At 68.8% G+C, this 18,311-nt stretch carries 23 protein-coding genes; 12 read left to right on the top strand and 11 right to left on the bottom strand.

The window, feature by feature from the left end:
• Positions 1 to 94 precede the first annotated feature (94 nt).
• The 6 genes from ON26_RS03560 (at position 95) to ON26_RS03535 (ending at position 5,478) form a co-directional block, all read left to right on the top strand.
• On the top strand, positions 95 to 1,606 hold the full coding sequence (locus tag ON26_RS03560) for a hypothetical protein (protein WP_245545703.1): 1,512 nt from the start codon (positions 95 to 97) through the stop codon (positions 1,604 to 1,606).
• Positions 1,607 to 1,749: 143 nt separating this feature from the next.
• Positions 1,750 to 3,663, top strand: a complete 1,914-nt coding sequence (locus ON26_RS03555; RefSeq protein WP_051026613.1) for a non-ribosomal peptide synthetase — start codon at positions 1,750 to 1,752, stop codon at positions 3,661 to 3,663.
• 57 nt (positions 3,664 to 3,720) lie between these two features.
• Positions 3,721 to 4,110 (top strand): hypothetical protein, encoded by a 390-nt coding sequence (locus ON26_RS03550; protein WP_040794504.1) that lies wholly within the window; start codon positions 3,721 to 3,723, stop codon positions 4,108 to 4,110.
• Complete coding sequence (locus ON26_RS03545; RefSeq protein ID WP_040794503.1) at positions 4,107 to 4,295, top strand: hypothetical protein; 189 nt, start codon at positions 4,107 to 4,109, stop codon at positions 4,293 to 4,295. The genes ON26_RS03550 and ON26_RS03545 overlap by 4 nt, the downstream gene beginning before the upstream one ends.
• A gap of 44 nt (positions 4,296 to 4,339) precedes the next feature.
• Positions 4,340 to 4,903, top strand: coding sequence for a DUF4352 domain-containing protein (locus tag ON26_RS03540; RefSeq protein ID WP_083883701.1), 564 nt, complete (start codon positions 4,340 to 4,342; stop codon positions 4,901 to 4,903).
• A gap of 218 nt (positions 4,904 to 5,121) precedes the next feature.
• Entirely contained in the window at positions 5,122 to 5,478 is a 357-nt protein-coding gene (locus ON26_RS03535) for a DUF2834 domain-containing protein (protein ID WP_040794501.1), read from the top strand.
• Positions 5,479 to 5,488: 10 nt separating this feature from the next.
• Here the strand turns inward: ON26_RS03535 and ON26_RS03530 are convergent, their stop codons facing one another.
• The 6 genes from ON26_RS03530 to ON26_RS03505 form a co-directional block, all read right to left on the bottom strand.
• Positions 5,489 to 6,100 (bottom strand): dihydrofolate reductase family protein, encoded by a 612-nt coding sequence (locus ON26_RS03530; protein WP_040794500.1) that lies wholly within the window; start codon positions 6,098 to 6,100, stop codon positions 5,489 to 5,491.
• A gap of 515 nt (positions 6,101 to 6,615) precedes the next feature.
• Positions 6,616 to 6,801, bottom strand: coding sequence for a type Z 30S ribosomal protein S14 (locus ON26_RS03525; RefSeq protein WP_011207308.1), 186 nt, complete (start codon positions 6,799 to 6,801; stop codon positions 6,616 to 6,618).
• Between the two features lie 3 nt (positions 6,802 to 6,804).
• Positions 6,805 to 7,368 carry a 50S ribosomal protein L5 gene (rplE, locus tag ON26_RS03520; protein WP_040794499.1) on the bottom strand — a complete coding sequence of 188 codons (564 nt, stop codon included), beginning with the start codon at positions 7,366 to 7,368 and terminating at the stop codon, positions 6,805 to 6,807.
• Between the two features lie 2 nt (positions 7,369 to 7,370).
• Positions 7,371 to 7,685: a 50S ribosomal protein L24 gene (rplX, locus tag ON26_RS03515; protein ID WP_040794498.1), complete on the bottom strand. Its 315-nt coding sequence runs from the start codon at positions 7,683 to 7,685 to the stop codon at positions 7,371 to 7,373.
• Between the two features lies 1 nt (position 7,686).
• A complete protein-coding gene (gene rplN, locus ON26_RS03510) occupies positions 7,687 to 8,055 on the bottom strand; it encodes a 50S ribosomal protein L14 (protein WP_014981702.1) in 369 nt (122 codons plus the stop codon).
• A 241-nt stretch (positions 8,056 to 8,296) separates the two neighbouring features.
• On the bottom strand, positions 8,297 to 10,150 hold the full coding sequence (locus ON26_RS03505; protein WP_040794497.1) for an ABC transporter ATP-binding protein/permease: 1,854 nt from the start codon (positions 10,148 to 10,150) through the stop codon (positions 8,297 to 8,299).
• 197 nt (positions 10,151 to 10,347) lie between these two features.
• On the opposite strand from ON26_RS03505, the gene ON26_RS03500 reads away from it, so the two are divergent.
• From ON26_RS03500 to ON26_RS03480, 5 genes are all read left to right on the top strand, one after another.
• Entirely contained in the window at positions 10,348 to 11,325 is a 978-nt protein-coding gene (locus tag ON26_RS03500) for an ABC transporter substrate-binding protein (protein WP_051026611.1), read from the top strand.
• A gap of 38 nt (positions 11,326 to 11,363) precedes the next feature.
• Positions 11,364 to 12,797 carry a nitroreductase family protein gene (locus tag ON26_RS03495; protein ID WP_040794495.1) on the top strand — a complete coding sequence of 478 codons (1,434 nt, stop codon included), beginning with the start codon at positions 11,364 to 11,366 and terminating at the stop codon, positions 12,795 to 12,797.
• Between the two features lie 110 nt (positions 12,798 to 12,907).
• Positions 12,908 to 14,287, top strand: a complete 1,380-nt coding sequence (locus ON26_RS03490; protein WP_040794494.1) for an alpha/beta hydrolase family protein — start codon at positions 12,908 to 12,910, stop codon at positions 14,285 to 14,287.
• 60 nt (positions 14,288 to 14,347) lie between these two features.
• Positions 14,348 to 15,307: an RluA family pseudouridine synthase gene (locus ON26_RS03485; RefSeq protein ID WP_040794493.1), complete on the top strand. Its 960-nt coding sequence runs from the start codon at positions 14,348 to 14,350 to the stop codon at positions 15,305 to 15,307.
• Positions 15,308 to 15,424: 117 nt separating this feature from the next.
• Positions 15,425 to 16,168 carry a CPBP family intramembrane glutamic endopeptidase gene (locus tag ON26_RS03480; protein WP_040794516.1) on the top strand — a complete coding sequence of 248 codons (744 nt, stop codon included), beginning with the start codon at positions 15,425 to 15,427 and terminating at the stop codon, positions 16,166 to 16,168.
• 66 nt (positions 16,169 to 16,234) lie between these two features.
• On the opposite strand, the gene ON26_RS03475 is transcribed toward ON26_RS03480, so the two are convergent.
• Both ON26_RS03475 and ON26_RS03470 read right to left on the bottom strand, forming a co-directional pair.
• The gene (locus tag ON26_RS03475) at positions 16,235 to 16,672 is read right to left on the bottom strand and encodes a type II toxin-antitoxin system VapC family toxin (RefSeq protein WP_040794492.1); all 438 of its coding nucleotides are present in this window, start codon (positions 16,670 to 16,672) and stop codon (positions 16,235 to 16,237) included.
• A complete protein-coding gene (locus tag ON26_RS03470) occupies positions 16,669 to 16,893 on the bottom strand; it encodes a ribbon-helix-helix domain-containing protein (RefSeq protein ID WP_040794491.1) in 225 nt (74 codons plus the stop codon). The genes ON26_RS03475 and ON26_RS03470 overlap by 4 nt, the downstream gene beginning before the upstream one ends.
• 151 nt (positions 16,894 to 17,044) lie before the next feature.
• On the opposite strand from ON26_RS03470, the gene ON26_RS03465 reads away from it, so the two are divergent.
• Complete coding sequence (locus tag ON26_RS03465) at positions 17,045 to 17,275, top strand: hypothetical protein (RefSeq protein WP_040794490.1); 231 nt, start codon at positions 17,045 to 17,047, stop codon at positions 17,273 to 17,275.
• Positions 17,276 to 17,381: 106 nt separating this feature from the next.
• Here ON26_RS03465 and rpsQ read toward each other — a convergent pair whose 3' ends face one another.
• The 3 genes from rpsQ to rplP are packed head-to-tail and all read right to left on the bottom strand — an operon-like array spanning position 17,382 to position 18,309.
• The gene (gene rpsQ / locus ON26_RS03460) at positions 17,382 to 17,657 is read right to left on the bottom strand and encodes a 30S ribosomal protein S17 (protein ID WP_040794489.1); all 276 of its coding nucleotides are present in this window, start codon (positions 17,655 to 17,657) and stop codon (positions 17,382 to 17,384) included.
• Complete coding sequence (gene rpmC, locus ON26_RS03455; RefSeq protein ID WP_040794488.1) at positions 17,654 to 17,893, bottom strand: 50S ribosomal protein L29; 240 nt, start codon at positions 17,891 to 17,893, stop codon at positions 17,654 to 17,656. Before rpmC ends, rpsQ begins: the two co-directional genes overlap by 4 nt.
• Entirely contained in the window at positions 17,893 to 18,309 is a 417-nt protein-coding gene (rplP, locus tag ON26_RS03450; RefSeq protein ID WP_040794487.1) for a 50S ribosomal protein L16, read from the bottom strand. The genes rpmC and rplP overlap by 1 nt, the downstream gene beginning before the upstream one ends.
• Positions 18,310 to 18,311 lie beyond the last annotated feature (2 nt).

Here is an 18,311-nt window from a genome sequence, read left to right as displayed (position 1 = left end):
GGCCGGTCGGCCCTCCGGCAGCGTCGGCGCGCCCGATGTGGCACACTCGGCGAGCACACGGCCCGGACCGCCGTGTCGGAAGGTGTAGCGAGAGTTGAAGATCGCGATGGAACTGAGCGCGATCGAGCGCCAGGTGGCGGTGGATCGCAGCGCGGCCAGGGATCGCACGGCCGAAAGCGAACTGGCGCTGGCGGCCTCGCTGTGCGAGCTGGCCAAGGCACTGATCGCGACCAGGACCAACGGCGCGCCGCGCGACCGCACGTCCGAGGCGATCGCCCCGGCTCAGGAGTCCGTCGGCATCCGGCTGCACTGGCTGATGAACGGCTATGTCACCGCCCAGCACGCCGGAGCCGTGCAGGAATCGCTGCGCGTCTTCGAGACCGTCACCCGTCAGACCGGTCATCGCGAACTGGCGGTCAACACCATTCGCAATGCCTGCCACACCTACCGTGAGGTGGCCCAACACTATCCGCACGTGGCGGGCACCTGCGCCGACGGTCTCGGCAAGTGCGGGGTGTGGCTGGGCAGGCTCGATCAGGACTCCGCCGTCGCCGCCACCGTGGACGCCGCGCGCATCCGGGCCGAGCTGGCCGCCGCCAATCCCGAACTGGCGGGCAAGTACCTGGCCAGCCTCAGCACGCTGCTGCGCACCCTGATGGTCGGACGCTCGCGTAAGCAGGCGATCTCGATGTACCGGGAGCGGTATTCGGCGTTCACCCCGATGAGCCTGCAGATCCGGTTGCGCGCCTGCGGAATCCGCGACCTCGATCTGACCCCGAAGTCGCTCGCCGCGCTGACCGAACTGGAGTGCCGCACCCTCGAGGCGGCGGGCAGGCTGACCCAGCAGCAGATCCTGCGCAAGACCTCCGGCGATCTGTCGACCGTCGAGGAGATCAACTGGCGGCTCGCCCTGGTCGGGCTGCGACCGCTGGTCCCCGGCTCCGATCCCGAGCCGCCGTCCATGCCCGTGGAGATCGGCCCCACCTTCGGCGCGCTCGGCGTGCGCTGCGCCGATCGCGACGCCGTCGACCAGATCAAGAAGGCCATCGTGGCCGCCTACGCGATGGACGACGCGCGGCCGGTGGACTCGAGCACCTTCCGCGCGGAATCCGACTCGTACTGGGCGATCGGCGAGGCACAGATCAACCGCGCCACCGCGCTCGGCGACGATATCGTCCTCATCGAGATGTCCTACGGCGGCTGGGTCACGGTGATGAGCCTGAACTGGGAACTCACGCCGGTCGGCATGCATCCGCTGGCGCTGCGGCTGTCCACCCAGTGGCCGGTGGTCAGCGTCTGCGCGACCGAGAACACCACCTACGAACTGTGCCGCTACGACCAGGGCAAGCCCATCCAGTACGCCGCGCTGGGCCGGGTGCCCGGCGGCGGCACGACCGAGCCGCTCGGCCCGCTGGATTTCGAGTGGCTGGCCACCTACGGCGCGCATTTCGCCACCGAGAACAAGCTGCGGGTGGCCTTCGGCAACACCCAGAGCTTCGCCAACCTCACCTACCTGCCCGGCAACGGCCTGCGCCAGATCCGCAAGACCATGCCGCTGATCGACCACGACCACGTGCTCTTCTTCCGCACCGATCCCGTGAACTGAGTTCCGCCACAGGCGAATTCACCGCACGGTCACCTCCGGTTCGACTTCCCGCCCCCAGCGGGTCGCCCGTCGCGGCGACGCTGGTCGCCAGGCCGGGCGATGCGCGCTGTCCGGCATCCGTTGCCGCGCAGAGGAGGAACGGCGTGCTCGGTGGGCCGCGGACACTGACCGAACTGCTGGAGACACTGCACCACAGCGAGCACACCGTCACCTTCGCCGACAGCGGGCTCACCCTCGCCCACCGGGACCTGCCCGCCGGGGCACGGCAGGTCGGATCGCGGCTCCGCGCCCTGGGCGCCGGTCCCGGCGACATCGTCGGTCTGCTCATGCCGACCTGTCCGGCCTGGGTGACCGGGTTCTTCGGCGCGGTCACCGTGGGCGCGGCGGTCACCGGATTGCCACTGCCGCCGGTCGCGCCCGCGGCCGCGACGGCGCAGCTCATGGCGATCGTACGGGCGGCCGGTGTGCGCTACCTGCTCGCCGCGGGGGCGGGTGTGCCGGTGGCCGTGGCACTGGTCGAGCAGGTTCCGGGACTGCGCTACATCGACCTCGACGAGCCCTTCGACGGGACCCACGATCGCGGTGCCGAGCCCGCCGCGATCGAGCCGGACGCCCTCGCGGTCGTGCAGTTCAGCTCCGGCAGCACCGCCCGCCCCAAAGGTGTGCTGCTGACCCACGCCCAGTTCCTCAGCGGCGTCACGGCGCTGATCGAGCACACCCTGCTCACCGGCGACGACGTTCTCGTGCAATGGGTCCCGCTGTTCCACGACATGGGCCTGGTCTCGCTGATGACCTCGCTGCTCACCCCCTACGACGCCCACCTGTTCATCGCGAAGACCTTCATCACCGATGCCGCCGAGGTGCTGCGGTACACCGCGCGGGTGGGCGGCACGCGTATCTCCGGGCCGAATTTCTCCTACGACCGGTTCATCGCCGCCGCGGCCGAGGCCTTCGACGGCACGACCGGCGAGCCGTTGGCACGCTGGCGGACGGCGGTCAACGGCGCCGAGCCGGTGCGTCCGCACACCGTGCGCGAATTCGCCCGCGTCTTCGGGCCACTCGGGGTGTCCGAGGCCGTGATGACTCCCTGTTACGGCATGGCCGAGGCAACGCTCGCCGTCACCATCCCGCACCCGGACACCCCACCACGCATCCTGAGCGTCGACCGCGACGCCTTGGTGCCCGGCCACCCGTACCGACCGGTGGCCGCGGACGCGCCGAACGCGCGGGAACTCGTCGGCGTCGGTGTGCCGGTGCCGGGTATCTCGTTGCGTATCACCGACTTCGACGGCGCGCCGCTGCCCGACGGGTACGTGGGCGAGATCCGCGTCCGAGGGCAGGCGGTCACCTCCGGATATCTCGGTGACGACGAGACCACGGCGGCCACCATCGTCGACGGCTGGCTGTGCACCGGCGACCTGGGCTTCCTCGCGGACGGCGAACTCGTCGTCGCGGGCAGGCTCAAGGAGATGATCATCGTCGCGGGCCGCAATTTCTTCCCCGATGACGTGGAAGAGGCCGCGCGTGTGGTCCCCGGGGTCTTCCGAGGCCATTGCGTCGCCGTGGCCGATACCGAGGCCGAACGCATGATCGTCGTCGCCGAGACCGAGGCCGGGCCGGGCAGCCCGGAGGCCGACGCCGCCGCCGAGGCGATACGGCGCGCGGTGTCCGGCGCACTCGCGCTGTCGGCGGTCACGGTGCTGGTCGTGCCCGCCCGGGCGCTGCCGCGCACGACCAGCGGTAAATGGCAGCGCGCCGTGATCGCCGAACTCGCTCTCACCCATATGGCCGACCGTTCCCCCGCCGAGGTCACCCGCGTGCTGCGCGAGGAGCTGGCGCGACGATTCCACTGCCGGGTCGACCGGATCGATCTGGGCTCGCCCCTCACCGATATGCCCGGCGCGGATTCGATCCGGATCCTGGAGACGGTAGTGGCCTGCGAGAAGCGCTGGAAGATCCGCTTGGACGAGGACGCACTGGCCTTCGTGCACACCGGCGTGGATCTGCGCGATCTGCTCGTCCGCACCCTGGCCGCCGCGTCCTCGATGCGGATGTGAACCGAACTGTGACCGGCTCGTCGGAAAGGACCGGCCTGTCGAGAGAGGAGGGCGGCAATGGCTGATCGCATCGAGGTGGACCCCGAGGAACTGGGCAAGGCAGCCGAGGTGACCGGCAGTGTGGCGCGCGGAGTCGAGGCGGTGGGAGCTCGGCTGCGCAGCCGGCTCGACGCGCTCGAGAATCCCGCCTCGGGGCAGCCGTGGGGCGACGACAAAATGGGCAGGTCGTTCGTCGACGGCAAGAACGCCGACGGCTACGGCGCGGCCAGGACCAACCTACTGACCGGCCTGGACAATGTGGGCGCCACACTGACCGCGTTCGCCGAGGGTCAGAGCGACGCGGTCAGGACGCTCGTCGATCTCGAGGACGGCTCGACCGTCAACTTCGACACGCAGGTCGGCAATCGTGGCGGCCGCCGCCACGGGGCCGGCACGCCGTCGGAGTGACCGGCCGGAGTCTCCCCCTCGCGCTGCTGTCGATGAAGCGCGCCATCGACCGCTCCTCCGCGGACACGACCGAGGAACTGCGCCACCGCGTCGCCCATCGAACCCTGATCGGAAGGTACGGCGGCGAATCCGGTGTGCGCGCCCATAAGGGCGGTTACAGTGCTGTCGCGGCCGACCCGTGGTGACCGGGAGGCCGTGCCGTAACCGCTACAACAGTGAGAAATGTGTGATGAAGCCGCGCAACACAGTTCCCGGAGCCCTGCGAAGAACCGACGGCAGGCTTTTCCCCCGGCTCGTGCCCACCTGGATCGTGCTCGTGCTCAGCGCGGTGTGCCTGTTCGGTGCCGGCTGCGGCAGCGACTCGAACGCCGCATCCCAGGGCAAGCCCACCCAGATCCCGGTGCCGGCTCGCAGCAGCTTGCCGATCAGCGACGGCCAGTTCGAATTCATTCTCGCCCGCACCGAAATCGGCGTGGGCAAGATCGGCGGACCCACCTCCGGGCGCGAACCCGACGGCCAGTTCGCCGTCGTCCATGTCCAGGTCACCAACACCGGCGCCACCCGCAGCGTCTTCGACTACTCCTATCAGGAACTCGTCGACGACAAGGGCGCCACCTACGCCCCCGATCTCGTCGGCAACATGTCCCTCAACGGCGAATTCCGCCACGAGTACAACCCCGGCGCGGCCACCACCCTGCAACTGGCCTTCGACATCCCCGCGGACGCGACCCCGGCCACCCTCGTCATGCACGCCACCGAGAGCTCGCCCGGCGCCCGCATCGCCCTGTCCTGACCCGGCCCCGCGCCTGCCTCGCCCCGCCGGGCGGGCGCGGTCGGCCCGGCGCCACCGGAAATCGTGACGACGATCGGTGAGCGGGAGATCCTGAACCCGCCGCCGTGATCTGCTGTCGAGCCCGATTCCGTCGCATCGGGCACCGGCCGTGTCAGTCTTGCGAGACAGTCTGTTCGACGACTGCTCACTCACCGCGAAACGAATCGGGAGAACACACGATGCCGACCCTCGACGTCGCGCCGGCCTGGCGCGAACGCGCACTGCTGGTCATCTTTCTGACCGCCTTCATCGGCCAGAACGCGATCGCCATCCCGTACGTGCAGAAGAACGGCCCGCGATCGGTCGCCGACTTCTTCGTCGGCGACATCCTCCGGACGACGCCGGGCCGCTTCGCGATGACCGACCTCGGCTTCGTCGTCGTCGGCTTCCACACCTGGGCCTTCGGCGAGGCCAAGCGCCTCGGCATCCTCCGGTGGTGGGCAGCGTCGATGGTGCTCACCTTCGGTGTCGGCATCGCGACGGCGATCCCGTTCTTCTTCCTCGCCAGGGAACGCGCGCTGACACGGACCGTGTGAGCCCGATCCGCTACCGCGAGGCCTCGGCCAGGTGGACGCGGGCGTCCTCGTAGCTCCCGTCACCTGCCGCGGCGCGGGTGTAGACCAGGTTCAGCACGCCGGTGCCGAAGGTCCGCGACGACAGCAGCCGCAACGGCATGGTAGAGGTCCCGTCCTCGAACAGCCGCTCCCCCTTGCCCACCACGATCGGATGCACCAGCAGGTGCAATTCGTCCAGCAGCCCGGCGGCCAGTAGTTGCCGCACCACCGACACCGACCCGCTCATGGCGATATCGCCACCCGGCTCGTTCTTCAACGCGGTCACGGCCTCGATCAGCTCGCCACCGATGACCTCGGAGTTGCGCCAGTGGAACTCGAGGTTCTGCCGAGTGACCACGATCTTGCGGGCATCGCCGAGCTTCGCGGCGAAGGCGGCATCGTCGCCGCCCGCCGCCTCCCGCTCCGGCCACGCACCCGCGAAACTGTCGTAGGTCTTGCGACCCAGCAGCAACGTGTCGGCACTGCCGAGCTGGGCGTCCACCGCGGCCCCCATGTCGTCGTCGAAATAGGGGAAGTGCCAATCCTGCGGGTCCTCGACCACGCCGTCGACCGCAATGAACAAGCCCGCGGTGATCTTCCGCATCGTCTACTCCTCTGTCGGTGAATCGCTGTCGAGAGTTCAGACGAAGCGAGCGACAGGGATTCATCGGCGCCGGGAACGCGATATCGGCCGCGGCCGTGCCTGCCCTTCGTCTCGGTTGGATGGCGAACGGAATCGGCTGCGCGGGTTCAGAACTCGAGTTCCGACCAAGGGATGCGGATCGGGAAGGGAATGTCGAGGTCGATCCCGTCCGACGCCCCCATGTCCATGTGCCGACCAGCAGATAGTCGGCCGGATACAGCGGACGCACGCCCGCGGGCAGCCGCCCGTGGGTGGTCTCCAAGGCATAGGCGTGGACGTAGCGGAGGGCACTGCGCTCGCGGTCCAGCGCTACCTCCCAGTACCAGGGGATGCCGTCCTTCGCGTAACACCGCGCGCAGGCTGCGCACCTGCCGGCTGCGGCGCGGATCGCTCCACCGACGCACGAGGGCACGGACTTGTCGAAAGTCCGTGCCCTCGTGGATGTTCAGTTGGTGACGCCCGGTCCGGGCGTCAGCTCACCAGGAGCTCTTGTGCACGCCGGGCAGCTCGCCCTTGTGCGCCATGTCGCGCAGGCACACGCGGCACAGGCCGAACTTGCGGTAGACCGCGTGCGGCCGGCCGCAGCGCTGGCAGCGGGTGTAGGCGCGAACCGCGAACTTCGGCTTCCGGTTGGCCTTGTTGACCAGAGCTTTCTTCGCCATGGCTCAGTTCTCCTTGAACGGGAAGCCGAGGTGCTTCAGCAGGGCACGGCCTTCTTCGTTGTTGGTCGCGGTGGTGACCACGGTGATGTCCATACCGCGCGGACGGTCGATGGAGTCCACGTCGATCTCGTGGAACATCGACTGCTCGCTCAGACCGAACGTGTAGTTGCCGTTGCCGTCGAACTGCTTCGGCGACAGGCCGCGGAAGTCGCGGATACGGGGCAGCGCGATGGAGACCAGGCGGTCCAGGAACTCCCACATGCGGTCGCCACGCAGGGTGACCTTCGCGCCGATCGGCATGCCCTCACGCAGCTTGAACTGCGCGATGGACTTGGTGGCCTTGCGGACCAGCGGCTTCTGGCCGGTGATGAGGGCCAAGTCCTCGACGGCGCCGTTGATCAGCTTCGCGTCACGGGCGGCGTCGCCGACACCCATGTTCACGACGACCTTCACCACGCCCGGGATCTGCATCACGTTGGCGTAGTCGAACTCGTTGTTCAGCGCGTCCCTGACCTCTTCGCGGTAGCGAACCTTCAGGCGCGGCTGGGTCTTCTCAGTCGTAGTCATGCTCAGATGTCCTTCCCGTTGCGACGGGAGATGCGGACCCGCTTGCCGTTCTCGTCTGTCCGGTAGCCGATGCGGGTCGGCTTGCCGTCGGAGTCGACGACCATCACGTTGGACACGTGGATGGGGGCTTCCTGGGTCACGATGCCGCCGGAGGAGGCGCCGCGCTGGTTGGCGGAGTCCGCGACATGCTTCTTGATCCGGTTGACGCCCTCGACGAGGACGCGGTTGTCCTGCGGGTAGGCCTGGATGACCTTGCCCTTGGCACCCTTGTCCTTACCCGAGATGACGAGCACGGTGTCGCCCTTGTGCACCTTCATGTCAGAGCACCTCCGGAGCCAGCGAGACGATCTTCATGAACTTCTTGTCGCGCAGCTCGCGGCCGACGGGGCCGAAGATACGAGTGCCGCGCGGATCGTTGTCCGCCTTGATGAGAACGGCGGCGTTCTCGTCGAACTTGATGTAGGAACCGTCCGGACGGCGGCGCTCCTTGACGGTGCGCACGACGACGGCCTTCACCACGTCACCCCGCTTGACGTTGCCGCCGGGGATGGCGTCCTTCACGGTGGCGACGATGATGTCGCCGATACCGGCATAGCGACGCGACGAACCACCGAGAACGCGGATGCAGAGGATTTCCTTCGCACCCGTGTTGTCGGCGACGCGCAGTCGCGACTCCTGCTGAATCACTTCAGCCTCCTTGACCTGGACGTAAAAGCACGCCGGATTTCCGACCCGACGGGCATGGTCGTGTCACCCTCCGGGCGCGCGCCTACCAGCGGTATTCCTGGATCCGAACGATTACTCCGGAGCCCACCACCGGGGGTTCGCGGCCGAATTGCGGGCAGAGCTCCCGCAGGCAACCGGTCAAGTGTAAACGAGGGCCCGGGCCGACCCAAATCCGGTATCGGCCCGGGCCGAGGTCATCGGGCTAGGCGTCGACCGTCACCGACTCGAGGGTCCACGCGCCGTCGCCCCGGAGTTCCAGCTTCCGGGTGTGGTGCTGGTCCACGGTACTGCGATGGGCCACGCTGACGACCACGGTCTCCGGCAGCTCGGTGCGCACCAGCTTGTACAGCGAATACTCGAGGCCCTCATCGACCGCCGAGGTGGCCTCGTCCATGAACACGACCTTCGGCTTCAACAGCAGCACGCGCCCGAACGCCAGTCGCTGCTGCTCGCCCGGAGACAAGATCTTGGCCCAGTCGGCTTCCTCGTCGAGCCTGTTCACCAGGTGTCCGAGATGCACCTTCTCCAGCACGGCACGCAGCTGATCGTCGCTGATGTCCTCCGGCTTGCCCGGATACTCGGCGGCGACGCGCAGGTCACCCAGCGGCAGATAGGGGACCTGCGACAGGAACAATGTGTCGTCCCCGGCCGGCCGATCGATCCTGCCGTCCGCGTAGGGCCACATCTGCGCGAGCGCCCGCAGCAGCGTGGTCTTGCCGCTACCCGACGGCCCCTTCACCACGAGCGCGTCGCCGGGGTCGAGGGTGAGGGTGAGGTCGTCGATGAGCACGTAGCCGTCCGGCTTGCGCACATCGACCTTGTCCAGCCGCACACCGTCGGCGATATCACCCGCGGCCATCGCGGGCAGTTCGCGGGACTCGTCGCCGGCGACCAGCAGGCCGTCGAGGCGGATCAGCGAGGCCCGGTAGGCCGCGAAGTCGTCGTAGGCGTTGCGGAAGAACGACAGCGAATCGTGGATGTTGCCGAAGGCCGAAACCGTCTGGTTCACCCCGCCGAGGCTGACCGCCCCGTCGAAGAAGCGCGGAGCCTGGATCAGATAGGGGAAGATCACCGCGGCCTGCGAGACGGTGAAGTTCCAGCCCTGGAACTTGAGGTAGCGGAAGACGTACTGCCACTGCACCCGGATCACATCGGCGAATCGGGCGAGCAGACCGCGGCGCTCGGTCTCCTCACCGCGATAGAACGCCACGCTCTCGGCGGAATCGCGCACGCGCACGAGCGCGTAGCGGAAGTTGGCGGTCATCCGCTCGAGCAGGAAGTTGATCCGGATCAGCGGGCGGCCGATCCAGAAGGCGATGAAGGTGGTGAGCAGGACGTAGATGAGGACGCAGAAGACCGCATCGCGCGGAATCGTCACACCGAAGAGCGTCATCGGCCCGGACAGATCCCACAGGATCTTGGTGAACGACACGATGGAGACCACCGCTTCCACCGCACCGAGGGACAGCACCCGCGACTGGGTCACGAATGTGGTGATGTCCTGCTGCACGCGCTGGTCGGGATTGTCGATGGTGTTGTCGATGAACCGGGACCGGTAGAACGCGCGATCACGCAACCAGTCGGTGGTGACGTGCTCGGTCAGCCACACGCGCCAGCGGATGTCGAAGGCCAGCGAGGCATAGAGGTTCAGCAGCTGGTTGACGATCCAGATCGCGATGAGCACCGCGAACACGATCATCGACTTCCAGAAGGCGTCCTCGGCCTCGGACAGGCCGGCGGAATCGCCCGAGGCGAGAGCGGAGCCGCCCGCCTGCAGCGAGCTGAACATGTCGTTGCCCCAGTAGCTGAGCAAGACGTTCAATCGGACGACCACCAGCGTCATGAACAGCAGCGCCGCGACGAACAGCAGCGTCCGCCAGGCACCACTGCCCCGGAAGTAGCCTCCGGCGACCGACCAGAACTGCCTGCCCCACCTGGTCAGCGTGAGCAGCAGCGCCACCACGACAGCGAAGCCGACGGCGGTGATGGTGAAGGCGATGCCCAACCACTTCAGGGATTCGAGGAGCTCGTTGCCCCAGTCCCTTGACGTTTCCAACCGAGTTCCCCATCCCGCGACGAGCACAAAGTCGGCGAAGTCTAACCCGCGCCGCGACTGCGCGCTCCTCGTCGGTCCATCCGGAAAAGAGCAGGTGACCACCTGGCGGGCAGGTTGGATAGGTTAGCCTCAACTCAGTTGGTTTCGGAACTGCCGGGCCGTCGAGCGAGGTTCTCGGAATAAGGAGAGTGCAAACGATGAGGTCTGTCGGTAGAACTCGGGTGTGGGCACGCGCCGCGGTCGCCGCGGTGGCCGGCGCGCTCGTGCTCGGCGTGGCGGCGTGCGGATCGTCCGAGGACAGCGGCGCCGGAGCGGGCACCACCATCACCCACGGGCGCGGTGAGACCGTCATCGAGGGCACCCCGGGCAAGATCGTCGCGCTGGGCAACCAGTGGCTCGACACCGCGCTGGCGCTGGGCGTCACCCCGGTCGGCTATATCGACAATGTCGCGGTCACCGCGCAGAACGCCTCGCCCTGGCAGCCCCCGGGCGCGCTGAACTCCGCGACCGAGATCAGCACCACCGGCAATATCGCCGAGCAGGTCGCCGCGCTGGAGCCGGATCTGATCCTGGCCGATCCCTTCATCGCCGATCAGAAGACCTACGACGACCTCAGCAAGGTGGCCCCGGTGCTGCCCGGCCTGTCCGACTCGATCATCACGCCCTGGCAGGATCAGGTGAGCACCCTCGGCCGGGTGCTCGGCAAGCAGGACGAGGCGAGCAAGGTCATCGCGGACGTCGACGAGAAGATCGCCGCGATCACCGCGGCCAACCCGGATCTGGCGGGCAAGACCTTCGTCAGCACCTGGCTGGCCAGCCCCTCGCAACTGATGGTGCTCACCGACCCGAAGGACGGCTCGTCGAAGCTGTTCGCCGATCTCGGCATGACCATCCCGCAGAACCTGCAGGCGCTGCCCGCCAGCCAGGGACGCGTCGCGCTGTCGCCCGAGCGGGTCGACGAGCTGACCGCGGATCTGCTGCTGGCCGGCTACTCCCCCGGGATGGACGTGCGCTACCGCCAGCTGCCCGGCTACAACGAGCTCCCCGCGGTGCGGAAGGGTTCGGTGGTGTACCTGACCACCCAGGAGATCAGCGCGGTGAATCAGCCCACGGCACTGTCGGTTCCGTACATCCTGGACAAGCTGGACCCGGCGTTCGCCGCCGCGGCGAAGTAAGAGTCAGAAAGTTCAGTTCCACACGCGGAGGTCAGCGGTTGCCCACCGTCACATATTCCGAACAGACCCGATTCGCACTCTGCGACGGCGTCACCCTCAGAGCTACCTCCGCGGGTGCCAGCCTGCACGCCCCACCGCGCAATGTGGAACTGACCGACCTGGCCGACGGCCAGGTGCGCGCCCTGAGCACGCTGAACCAGGGCCCGAAGACGGTCTCGGAGATCGCCGCGCAGGCCGGCGGCGCGGACGTCGCCACGCTGATCGACCGCCTGGCCGACGGCGGCTGGCTCGCGGTCACCGTGCGCGACGCCGGGCGCGATCTCTACACCATCCGTCCGTTCGCCCAGCCCGTGCCGCGACCCGACCACCCGCTGCCCTCGTGGTCGGCGACGCTGTCGAAGTTCGCGGTGCTGCACCGTGATTCCGAGGGCTTCGTGCTCGAGCACCCCCGGTCCTGGTGCACCCTGCGCATCCACGATCCCCGGCTGCTCGCCCTGCTGGACGGTCTCGGTTCGGCGGACGCGAACCTGCCGATCGCGGTCAAGAGCCAGTTCGCCGAGGATCTGCACTGGTGCGGGTTCCTGGTCGCGGACGGGTGGGCCGAGGAGAACGAGCCGGGCGCACGAAACTGGAGCGCCGCCGACCTGTGGTTGCACCGGCGTAGCACGCTCGGCGCGCACGCCGGGACCATCGCGGCGAGCGAGAACACCGCGCCGCCCGCCCGCAGGCAGAACTACCTGGGTGAGCCGGTGCGGCTGCCCGCGCCCGATCTCGCGGCGGCGCGCGCGTCCGACCCGACTCTTGCCGCGGTGATGGAGGATCGGGTGTCCACCCGAGCCTTCGACGACGCGGCGCCGATGACGATCGAGCAGCTCGGTGAGCTGCTGTACCGCACGGCGCGCAGCCGCGCGGTGGATGCGCAGTCGCCGTCGCGACCGTATCCGTCCCGGGGCGGCGCCTACGAACTCGAGCTGTATCCGGTGGTGCGCGAGGTCGCCGGGCTGGCGGCGGGCATGTACCACTACGACTCGTTCGAGCACGTGCTGCGACCGGTCGCGCCCGCGGATTCGCCGTCGGTGCGGCGGATGCTGGCGTCGTCCGCCGCGGCCCTGCACACCGACGCCGCGTCCCCGGGCAGTTCGGCGCTGTCGGGCAGCGCCACCGCGCAGGCAGCGGACACCCGGCAGATGGGTGACGCCGCGCCTGTGGTGCGCGAACCACAGGCGCTGATCGTCGTCGGCGCGCGTGCCGGACGGGTCATGCGCGACGGCGATCAGGCCGGGTACGCGACGATCCTCCGGCATGTCGGCGTGCTCACCCAGACGCTGTATCTGGCGGGCACCGCGATGGGCCTGGGAGTCTGCGCGCAATCGTTCTCCGGCACCGAGGCATTCGCGACGGCGACGGGCAACGACGAGCTCGAGGAGTGCGGCGTCGGCGCGATCGTCGTCGGGACGCCCGCGCGCCGGTAGGGTGGCGTTCGACCGACCGGACGGGGGCGGTCAGTCGATCAGGGGCGGTTCCGGACGGGCTGTGGCAACGCGCGGCCGGCGCGGCGCCGTGACCACGAAACGAGCCGGTGATGTCGACCTTCGACGTGATTCTCGTCGCCCTCACCCTGGCCCATGCCGCCGCCACCGTGGCGACGCCGCGGGTGGCGATGTTCGCGCTGCCGGTGGTGGCGCCGCTGCTGTTCTTCGGCTGGGTGGGCCAACTGCTGCTCGAGCGCTTCTACTGGCAGTTCCTCCCGCTCTACCTGGTGTTCCCGCTGAGCGCGGCGGTGGCCGTCGTGCTGGGGATCCGGCCGCGAACCGGTGTGGGTCCGGTCGCCGCGCGGGTCGCGGTGGCCGTCCTCGCGGCGCTGGCGGTACCCGCGCTCGCTCCCGTCCCGGTGCCACGACTGCCCGAACCCACCGGCCCCTACGCGGTGGGCTCACAGATCTTCCGGTGGGTCGACGACGCGCGCGCCGAGCCCGCGGATCCGGCCGAGCGACGCAATGTCGTCGTGCAGGCCTGGTATCCGAGCAGCGGAATGTCCGGGCGGCGGTACGTCTACCTGGACGGCGAGGGTGAACTTCCCGGCAGCGTCGCGGGTATGCCCGGCGCGCTGATGCGCGGATACGAGTCGATCGACACGCACACCTTCGCCGATGTGGCCGTCAGCGGCGATCGGGAACGCTGGCCGGTCGTGCTGTTCTCCCCCGGCTACAGCGCGCCCCGCGCCTTCTACACCGCGCTGCTCACCGACCTGGCCTCCCGCGGTTTCGTGGTCCTCGCCGTCGACCACCCCTACGACTCGGCGGTGGTGCGCCTGGCCGACGGCCGGGTCGTGACCGCAGAGCCCGACGTCTCCGCCGACGACACCGAAGCCGCCGCGGCGATGGCCGACCGGCAGCGCATCCGCGCCGCCGATCTGCGCTTCGTCGTCGACCAGCTCGCCCGCCCCGACCTGCTCGGCACCCTGGCCGACCGTCTCGACACCGACCACATCGCCGCTGTCGGCCACTCCCTCGGCGGCGCGAGCGCGCTGGCCGCCCTCGCCGACGACGCGCGCATCGTCGCCGCGGTCGACATCGACGGCACCCCCTACGCCGAACTCCCCGACCGCGCCCTGTCCCGCCCCGTCCTACTGCTGGAAAGCGACCACGACCGCACCGGCCACTCCCGGCGCTACCTCGACGGCAACCGCACCCTGCTCGGCAATCTCACCGCGCCGGGCCATCGCTACGAAATCGCCGGCACCGACCACTACGGCTTCACCGACGCGCCCTTCTTCCTCGCCCGGCCCGCCCGCTGGGCGCTCGCCGGCTTCCTCGGCGGCCCACGCGACCCCGCCGATACCCAGCACACCACCAACGACCTCATCGAAGCGTTCCTCCGCGAACCGCTCGGCGGCCCGCCCGCCGACCTCGCCGCCACGGCCGCAGGGCTCGACGGCGTCACCGGCGGCTCGGTCCGATAGCCCCTGCCGATCCGACCTGGGCGGGTGGCCGGGGCGGCGCGGCCGATAGAGTTCGGGTCGATGAGACGCAGGCAGCAGCCGCCGTTGCCCAAACGGCACGGCCTGGATCCCGCCCGGCTGCGGATGCCGGAAGCGGGCGATTGGGCGACGATCCGCGACCATCTGGTGGAGCGGTTGCCGCGCGTCTCGCCCGACCGCATCGACGAACTGCTGCACGCCGGGGCGATCGTCGATCTGGCCGGCCCGATCGCGCCGGACGCCCCGTACGTCCCCGGCGGCGCCGTCTGGTTCCACCGTGATCTACCCGACGAGGTCGACGTCCCCTTCGAGATCACCGTGGTGCATCGCGACGACACCGTGCTCGTCGTCGACAAACCCCATTTCCTCGCGACCATTCCGCGCGGGCAACACATCCGCCAGACCGCGCTGGTTCGCCTGCGCGAACAACTCGGGCTGCCCGACCTGATCCCGGCGCACCGCCTCGACCGGGTGACCGCCGGGCTGATCTTGTTCGTCGTCGACCCGGCCCGCCGCGGCGCGTATCAGACCATGTTCCACAAGCGCACCGTGCGCAAGCAGTACGAGGCGATCGCCCCCTACGACCCGCAGCTGTCGCTGCCGCGCACTGTGCGCAGCCGCATCGTCAAGGAGAAGCACGTGCTCGCCGCCCAGGAGGTCGAGGGCGAACCGAATGCCGAGACACTGGTCGAGCTGATCGAACATCGCGACGGCCTCGGCCGCTACCGCCTCAGCCCGCACACCGGCCGCACCCACCAGTTGCGCCTGCACATGAACGGCCTCGGCGTGCCCATCCTCGGTGACGACTTCTATCCGGTCCTCACCGACAAGCCGGTCGACGACTTCACCCGGCCGCTGCAACTGCTGGCCTCGGTGCTCGAATTCACCGACCCTGTCACCGGCGCCACGCGTCGCTTCGAGACCACCCGCTCCCTCCAGGCCTGGACCGACCACGCGGGCTGGGCGGGCGCGGGTCCCGCTCGACCAGCGCCGTCGTCCTGACCCGACGATTCGCGTCCTGCCCCTCGCGGCCGCCGGCGCCGTGGCGAACGCCGCAGTGCGCGCGACCGTGCGCTCCGTACACTGGAGCCAATGCACGTACCCGACGCCGTGGCCGTGATGGAACCCCGAGCCGTGACCGCGCCCGAATCCGGTCGCCGTCGCCCGCACGCCTATATCGATGTGGCCGTGGTGGTCGTCGTGCTGACGGGCACCAACCTCATCGCCCACTTCACCACCACCTGGGCGAATATCGTCAGCGTCCCGATCGCCGCCGTCATCCTGCTCGCGATGGTCCGCAGACGCGGCCTGGGCTGGGCCGAACTCGGCCTCTCCCCCCGGCACTGGCGACGTGGTTCGCTCTACGCGCTCGCGGCCGTCGGCCTGGTCCTCGCGGTTGTGGCCATCGGCGCGCTGCTGCCGGTCACCAGGCCGTTCTTCCTCGCCGACCGGTACGCCACGGTCTCCGGCGCCCTGATCGCCTCGATGATCGTCATCCCGCTGCAGACGGTGATCCCCGAGGAACTCGCCTTCCGCGGCGTTCTGCACGGCACTCTCGACCGGGCCTGGGGCGCCCGCGGCGTCTTCGCGGCGGGTTCGCTGCTGTTCGGTCTCTGGCACATCGCGTCTTCCTTCGGCCTCACCAGCGGCAACCAGGGCCTGAGCGGCATGCTGCCCGGCGGCGTCGTCGGTCAGGTGGTTGGCATCGGGCTCGCCGTGCTGGCGACCGCCGGCGCGGGCGTGGTCTTCACCTGGTTGCGCCGGCGCAGCGGCAGTTTGCTCGCGCCCATCGCGCTGCACTGGTCGCTCAACGGGCTCGGCGCGCTCACCGCCGCTGTGGTCTGGCACGTCACCCTCGCCTGACCGTTCAGGACGTCACCGGCTCCCGAACCGGTGGGTCCCGATCCGGACGGAGCCCGATGCCGCCCTTCAGTGGGAGTCGTCCGGCAGGATACGAAAGGCCGGGTACCGGCTCAGCGGGCGAATGACCCGGAAGTCACGACGATCGAGCGTCAGGATCGCATCCGTATCGAACTCGTCCGCCAACGCGACGCACACGGCGTCGACGATGTCCAGATTCAGGCCGTCGTACTTCGCGCGTACATCGACCGCCGTTCGGAGCTGGGACGCGGTCGTCTCACCGAGGACGATGCGGGTCGACGCGATTCGGTCGGCCAGCAGCCCGAGGATGGCATCGGCAGCTCCGCGACCGGCACGGACGCTCGCGACGTGATGGACTTCGGTCAGCGCGAGCGGGCTGACCACGAGCGCTCCGGCTCCATCGGCGGCCCTGCGCACGGCGAGATGCTCGGGATCAGAGCGATTGAACAGGGCCAGCATTCCCGAGGTGTCCGCAACGACGATCATGCGGGTCGGTTCATCGCGTCGCGAATGTCGTCCTTGCCTATGGGCCCACCCAGATCGAAAGTCTGGTCGTCGCTCAGCAGCGGGGTCTCCCAACGCCGATGGCGCATCAAGTAGTCACGGACGGCATCGCGCGTGATCTCCTGCTTCGAGCGCCCCTCCGAGTCGGCTTGTGCCGTCAGCGCCGCCTCTTCCTCTTCCGACAGTCGCATGGTCCAGGCCATGCCACGATGATACCAGTACCGATACCACACCATCCAGTCCCTGCCGGGCGCAGACCGCGCCGCCCTCTGCGTAAACGTTCGCGGGTTGCTGCTCGATCAACATGCCCCACCGTGTCGACGGTCCGTACGAGCCGACCGAGGAGCCGCCCGAATGAATTTCACGATGAAACGCGCACCGGGGGTAGCCCTCGGCGCCGCAGCGGGTTTCACCGCATACGACCTCTGGTCGCGGGCCCGGGACGACATGTGGCCCACCGACGCCGGGACATGGCTGACAGTGGTGCTCGCCGCGGTGGTCGTGGGCACCGTCACCGCGATCGTCTACCGCCTGGTCCTCGGCCTGCGTGGGCGCCGGGCCCGCCGCGGCACTCCGGGGTCGTGACGGGTGGAGTTCTTCCGGCACGACGAAGGCCCGCCTCCCCGAGGGGAAGCGGGCCTTCGTGTTTCGACGTGTCAGCCGAAGGATTCCTCAGTCGAAGAGCGAGGCCTTACTTGGCCTTCTCCAGGACCTCGACCAGACGCCAGCGCTTGGTGGCCGACAGCGGACGGGTCTCCATCAGCGCAACGCGGTCGCCGACACCGGCGATCTCGTTCTCGTCGTGCGCCTTCACCTTGGAGGTGGTGCGAATGATCTTGCCGTAGAGCGGGTGCCGGTGACGGTCTTCCAGCTCGACGACGATCGTCTTGTTCATCTTGTCCGAGACAACGTAGCCGCTACGAACCTTGCGGCTGTTACGGTCCTGTCCCTTCACGTTCTCGCTCATGCCGCATCTCCCTTGTCAGCGGGTCCGGTGGCCAGACCGAGCTCACGCTCACGCATGACCGTGTAGATGCGCGCGATCTCGTGACGAACGACGCGCAGACGACGGTTGTTGTCCAGCTGACCCGTCGCCATCTGGAAGCGCAGGTTGAACAGCTCTTCCTTCGACTCACGCAGGCGGGAGACGAGTTCGTCTTCGGTGAGCTCGCGGAGCTCTGCGGCCGGTGTTCCGGTAGCCATCAGAACTGCTCCTCCCTGGTCACGATCCTGCACTTCATCGGGAGCTTGTGCATCGCGCGGCGCAGGGCCTCACGAGCGATCTCCTCATTGGGGTACGACATTTCGAACATCACGCGACCGGGCTTGACGTTCGCGACCCACCACTCCGGCGAACCCTTACCGGAACCCATGCGGGTTTCGGCCGGCTTCTTGGTCAGCGGGCGATCCGGGTAGATGTTGATCCAGATCTTGCCGCCACGCTTGATGTGGCGGGTCATCGCGATACGAGCGGACTCGATCTGCCGGTTGGTGACGTAGGCGGGCTCGAGAGCCTGGATGCCGAACTCACCGAAGGACACGGCGGTGCCGCCCTTGGACATACCGGAGCGACTCGGGTGATGCTGCTTGCGGTGCTTGACCCTACGAGGCATCAGCATGC

It is taken from the genome of Nocardia higoensis NBRC 100133 (genome assembly GCF_000308595.1).
GTDB classification, from domain to species: Bacteria; Actinomycetota; Actinomycetes; order Mycobacteriales; family Mycobacteriaceae; genus Nocardia; species Nocardia higoensis.
Note: the sequence above shows the minus strand (reverse complement) of the source record. Positions and strands in the feature narration are given on the sequence as shown.

What these genes read in the sequence shown, in the direction of transcription:
- ON26_RS03550 (WP_040794504.1), top strand. Translation starts at nt 3,721, where the DNA reads ATGGCTGATCGCATCGAGGTGGACCCCGAGGAACTGGGCAAGGCAGCC.
- ON26_RS03540 (WP_083883701.1), top strand. Translation starts at nt 4,340, where the DNA reads ATGAAGCCGCGCAACACAGTTCCCGGAGCCCTGCGAAGAACCGACGGC.
- ON26_RS03535 (WP_040794501.1), top strand. Translation starts at nt 5,122, where the DNA reads ATGCCGACCCTCGACGTCGCGCCGGCCTGGCGCGAACGCGCACTGCTG.
- ON26_RS03530 (WP_040794500.1), bottom strand. Translation starts at nt 6,100, where the DNA reads ATGCGGAAGATCACCGCGGGCTTGTTCATTGCGGTCGACGGCGTGGTC.
- ON26_RS03525 (WP_011207308.1), bottom strand. Translation starts at nt 6,801, where the DNA reads ATGGCGAAGAAAGCTCTGGTCAACAAGGCCAACCGGAAGCCGAAGTTC.
- rplE (WP_040794499.1), bottom strand. Translation starts at nt 7,368, where the DNA reads ATGACTACGACTGAGAAGACCCAGCCGCGCCTGAAGGTTCGCTACCGC.
- rplX (WP_040794498.1), bottom strand. Translation starts at nt 7,685, where the DNA reads ATGAAGGTGCACAAGGGCGACACCGTGCTCGTCATCTCGGGTAAGGAC.
- ON26_RS03500 (WP_051026611.1), top strand. Translation starts at nt 10,348, where the DNA reads ATGAGGTCTGTCGGTAGAACTCGGGTGTGGGCACGCGCCGCGGTCGCC.
- ON26_RS03490 (WP_040794494.1), top strand. Translation starts at nt 12,908, where the DNA reads ATGTCGACCTTCGACGTGATTCTCGTCGCCCTCACCCTGGCCCATGCC.
- ON26_RS03485 (WP_040794493.1), top strand. Translation starts at nt 14,348, where the DNA reads ATGAGACGCAGGCAGCAGCCGCCGTTGCCCAAACGGCACGGCCTGGAT.
- ON26_RS03480 (WP_040794516.1), top strand. Translation starts at nt 15,425, where the DNA reads ATGGAACCCCGAGCCGTGACCGCGCCCGAATCCGGTCGCCGTCGCCCG.
- ON26_RS03475 (WP_040794492.1), bottom strand. Translation starts at nt 16,672, where the DNA reads ATGATCGTCGTTGCGGACACCTCGGGAATGCTGGCCCTGTTCAATCGC.
- ON26_RS03470 (WP_040794491.1), bottom strand. Translation starts at nt 16,893, where the DNA reads ATGGCCTGGACCATGCGACTGTCGGAAGAGGAAGAGGCGGCGCTGACG.
- ON26_RS03465 (WP_040794490.1), top strand. Translation starts at nt 17,045, where the DNA reads ATGAATTTCACGATGAAACGCGCACCGGGGGTAGCCCTCGGCGCCGCA.
- rpsQ (WP_040794489.1), bottom strand. Translation starts at nt 17,657, where the DNA reads ATGAGCGAGAACGTGAAGGGACAGGACCGTAACAGCCGCAAGGTTCGT.
- rpmC (WP_040794488.1), bottom strand. Translation starts at nt 17,893, where the DNA reads ATGGCTACCGGAACACCGGCCGCAGAGCTCCGCGAGCTCACCGAAGAC.
- rplP (WP_040794487.1), bottom strand. Translation starts at nt 18,309, where the DNA reads ATGCTGATGCCTCGTAGGGTCAAGCACCGCAAGCAGCATCACCCGAGT.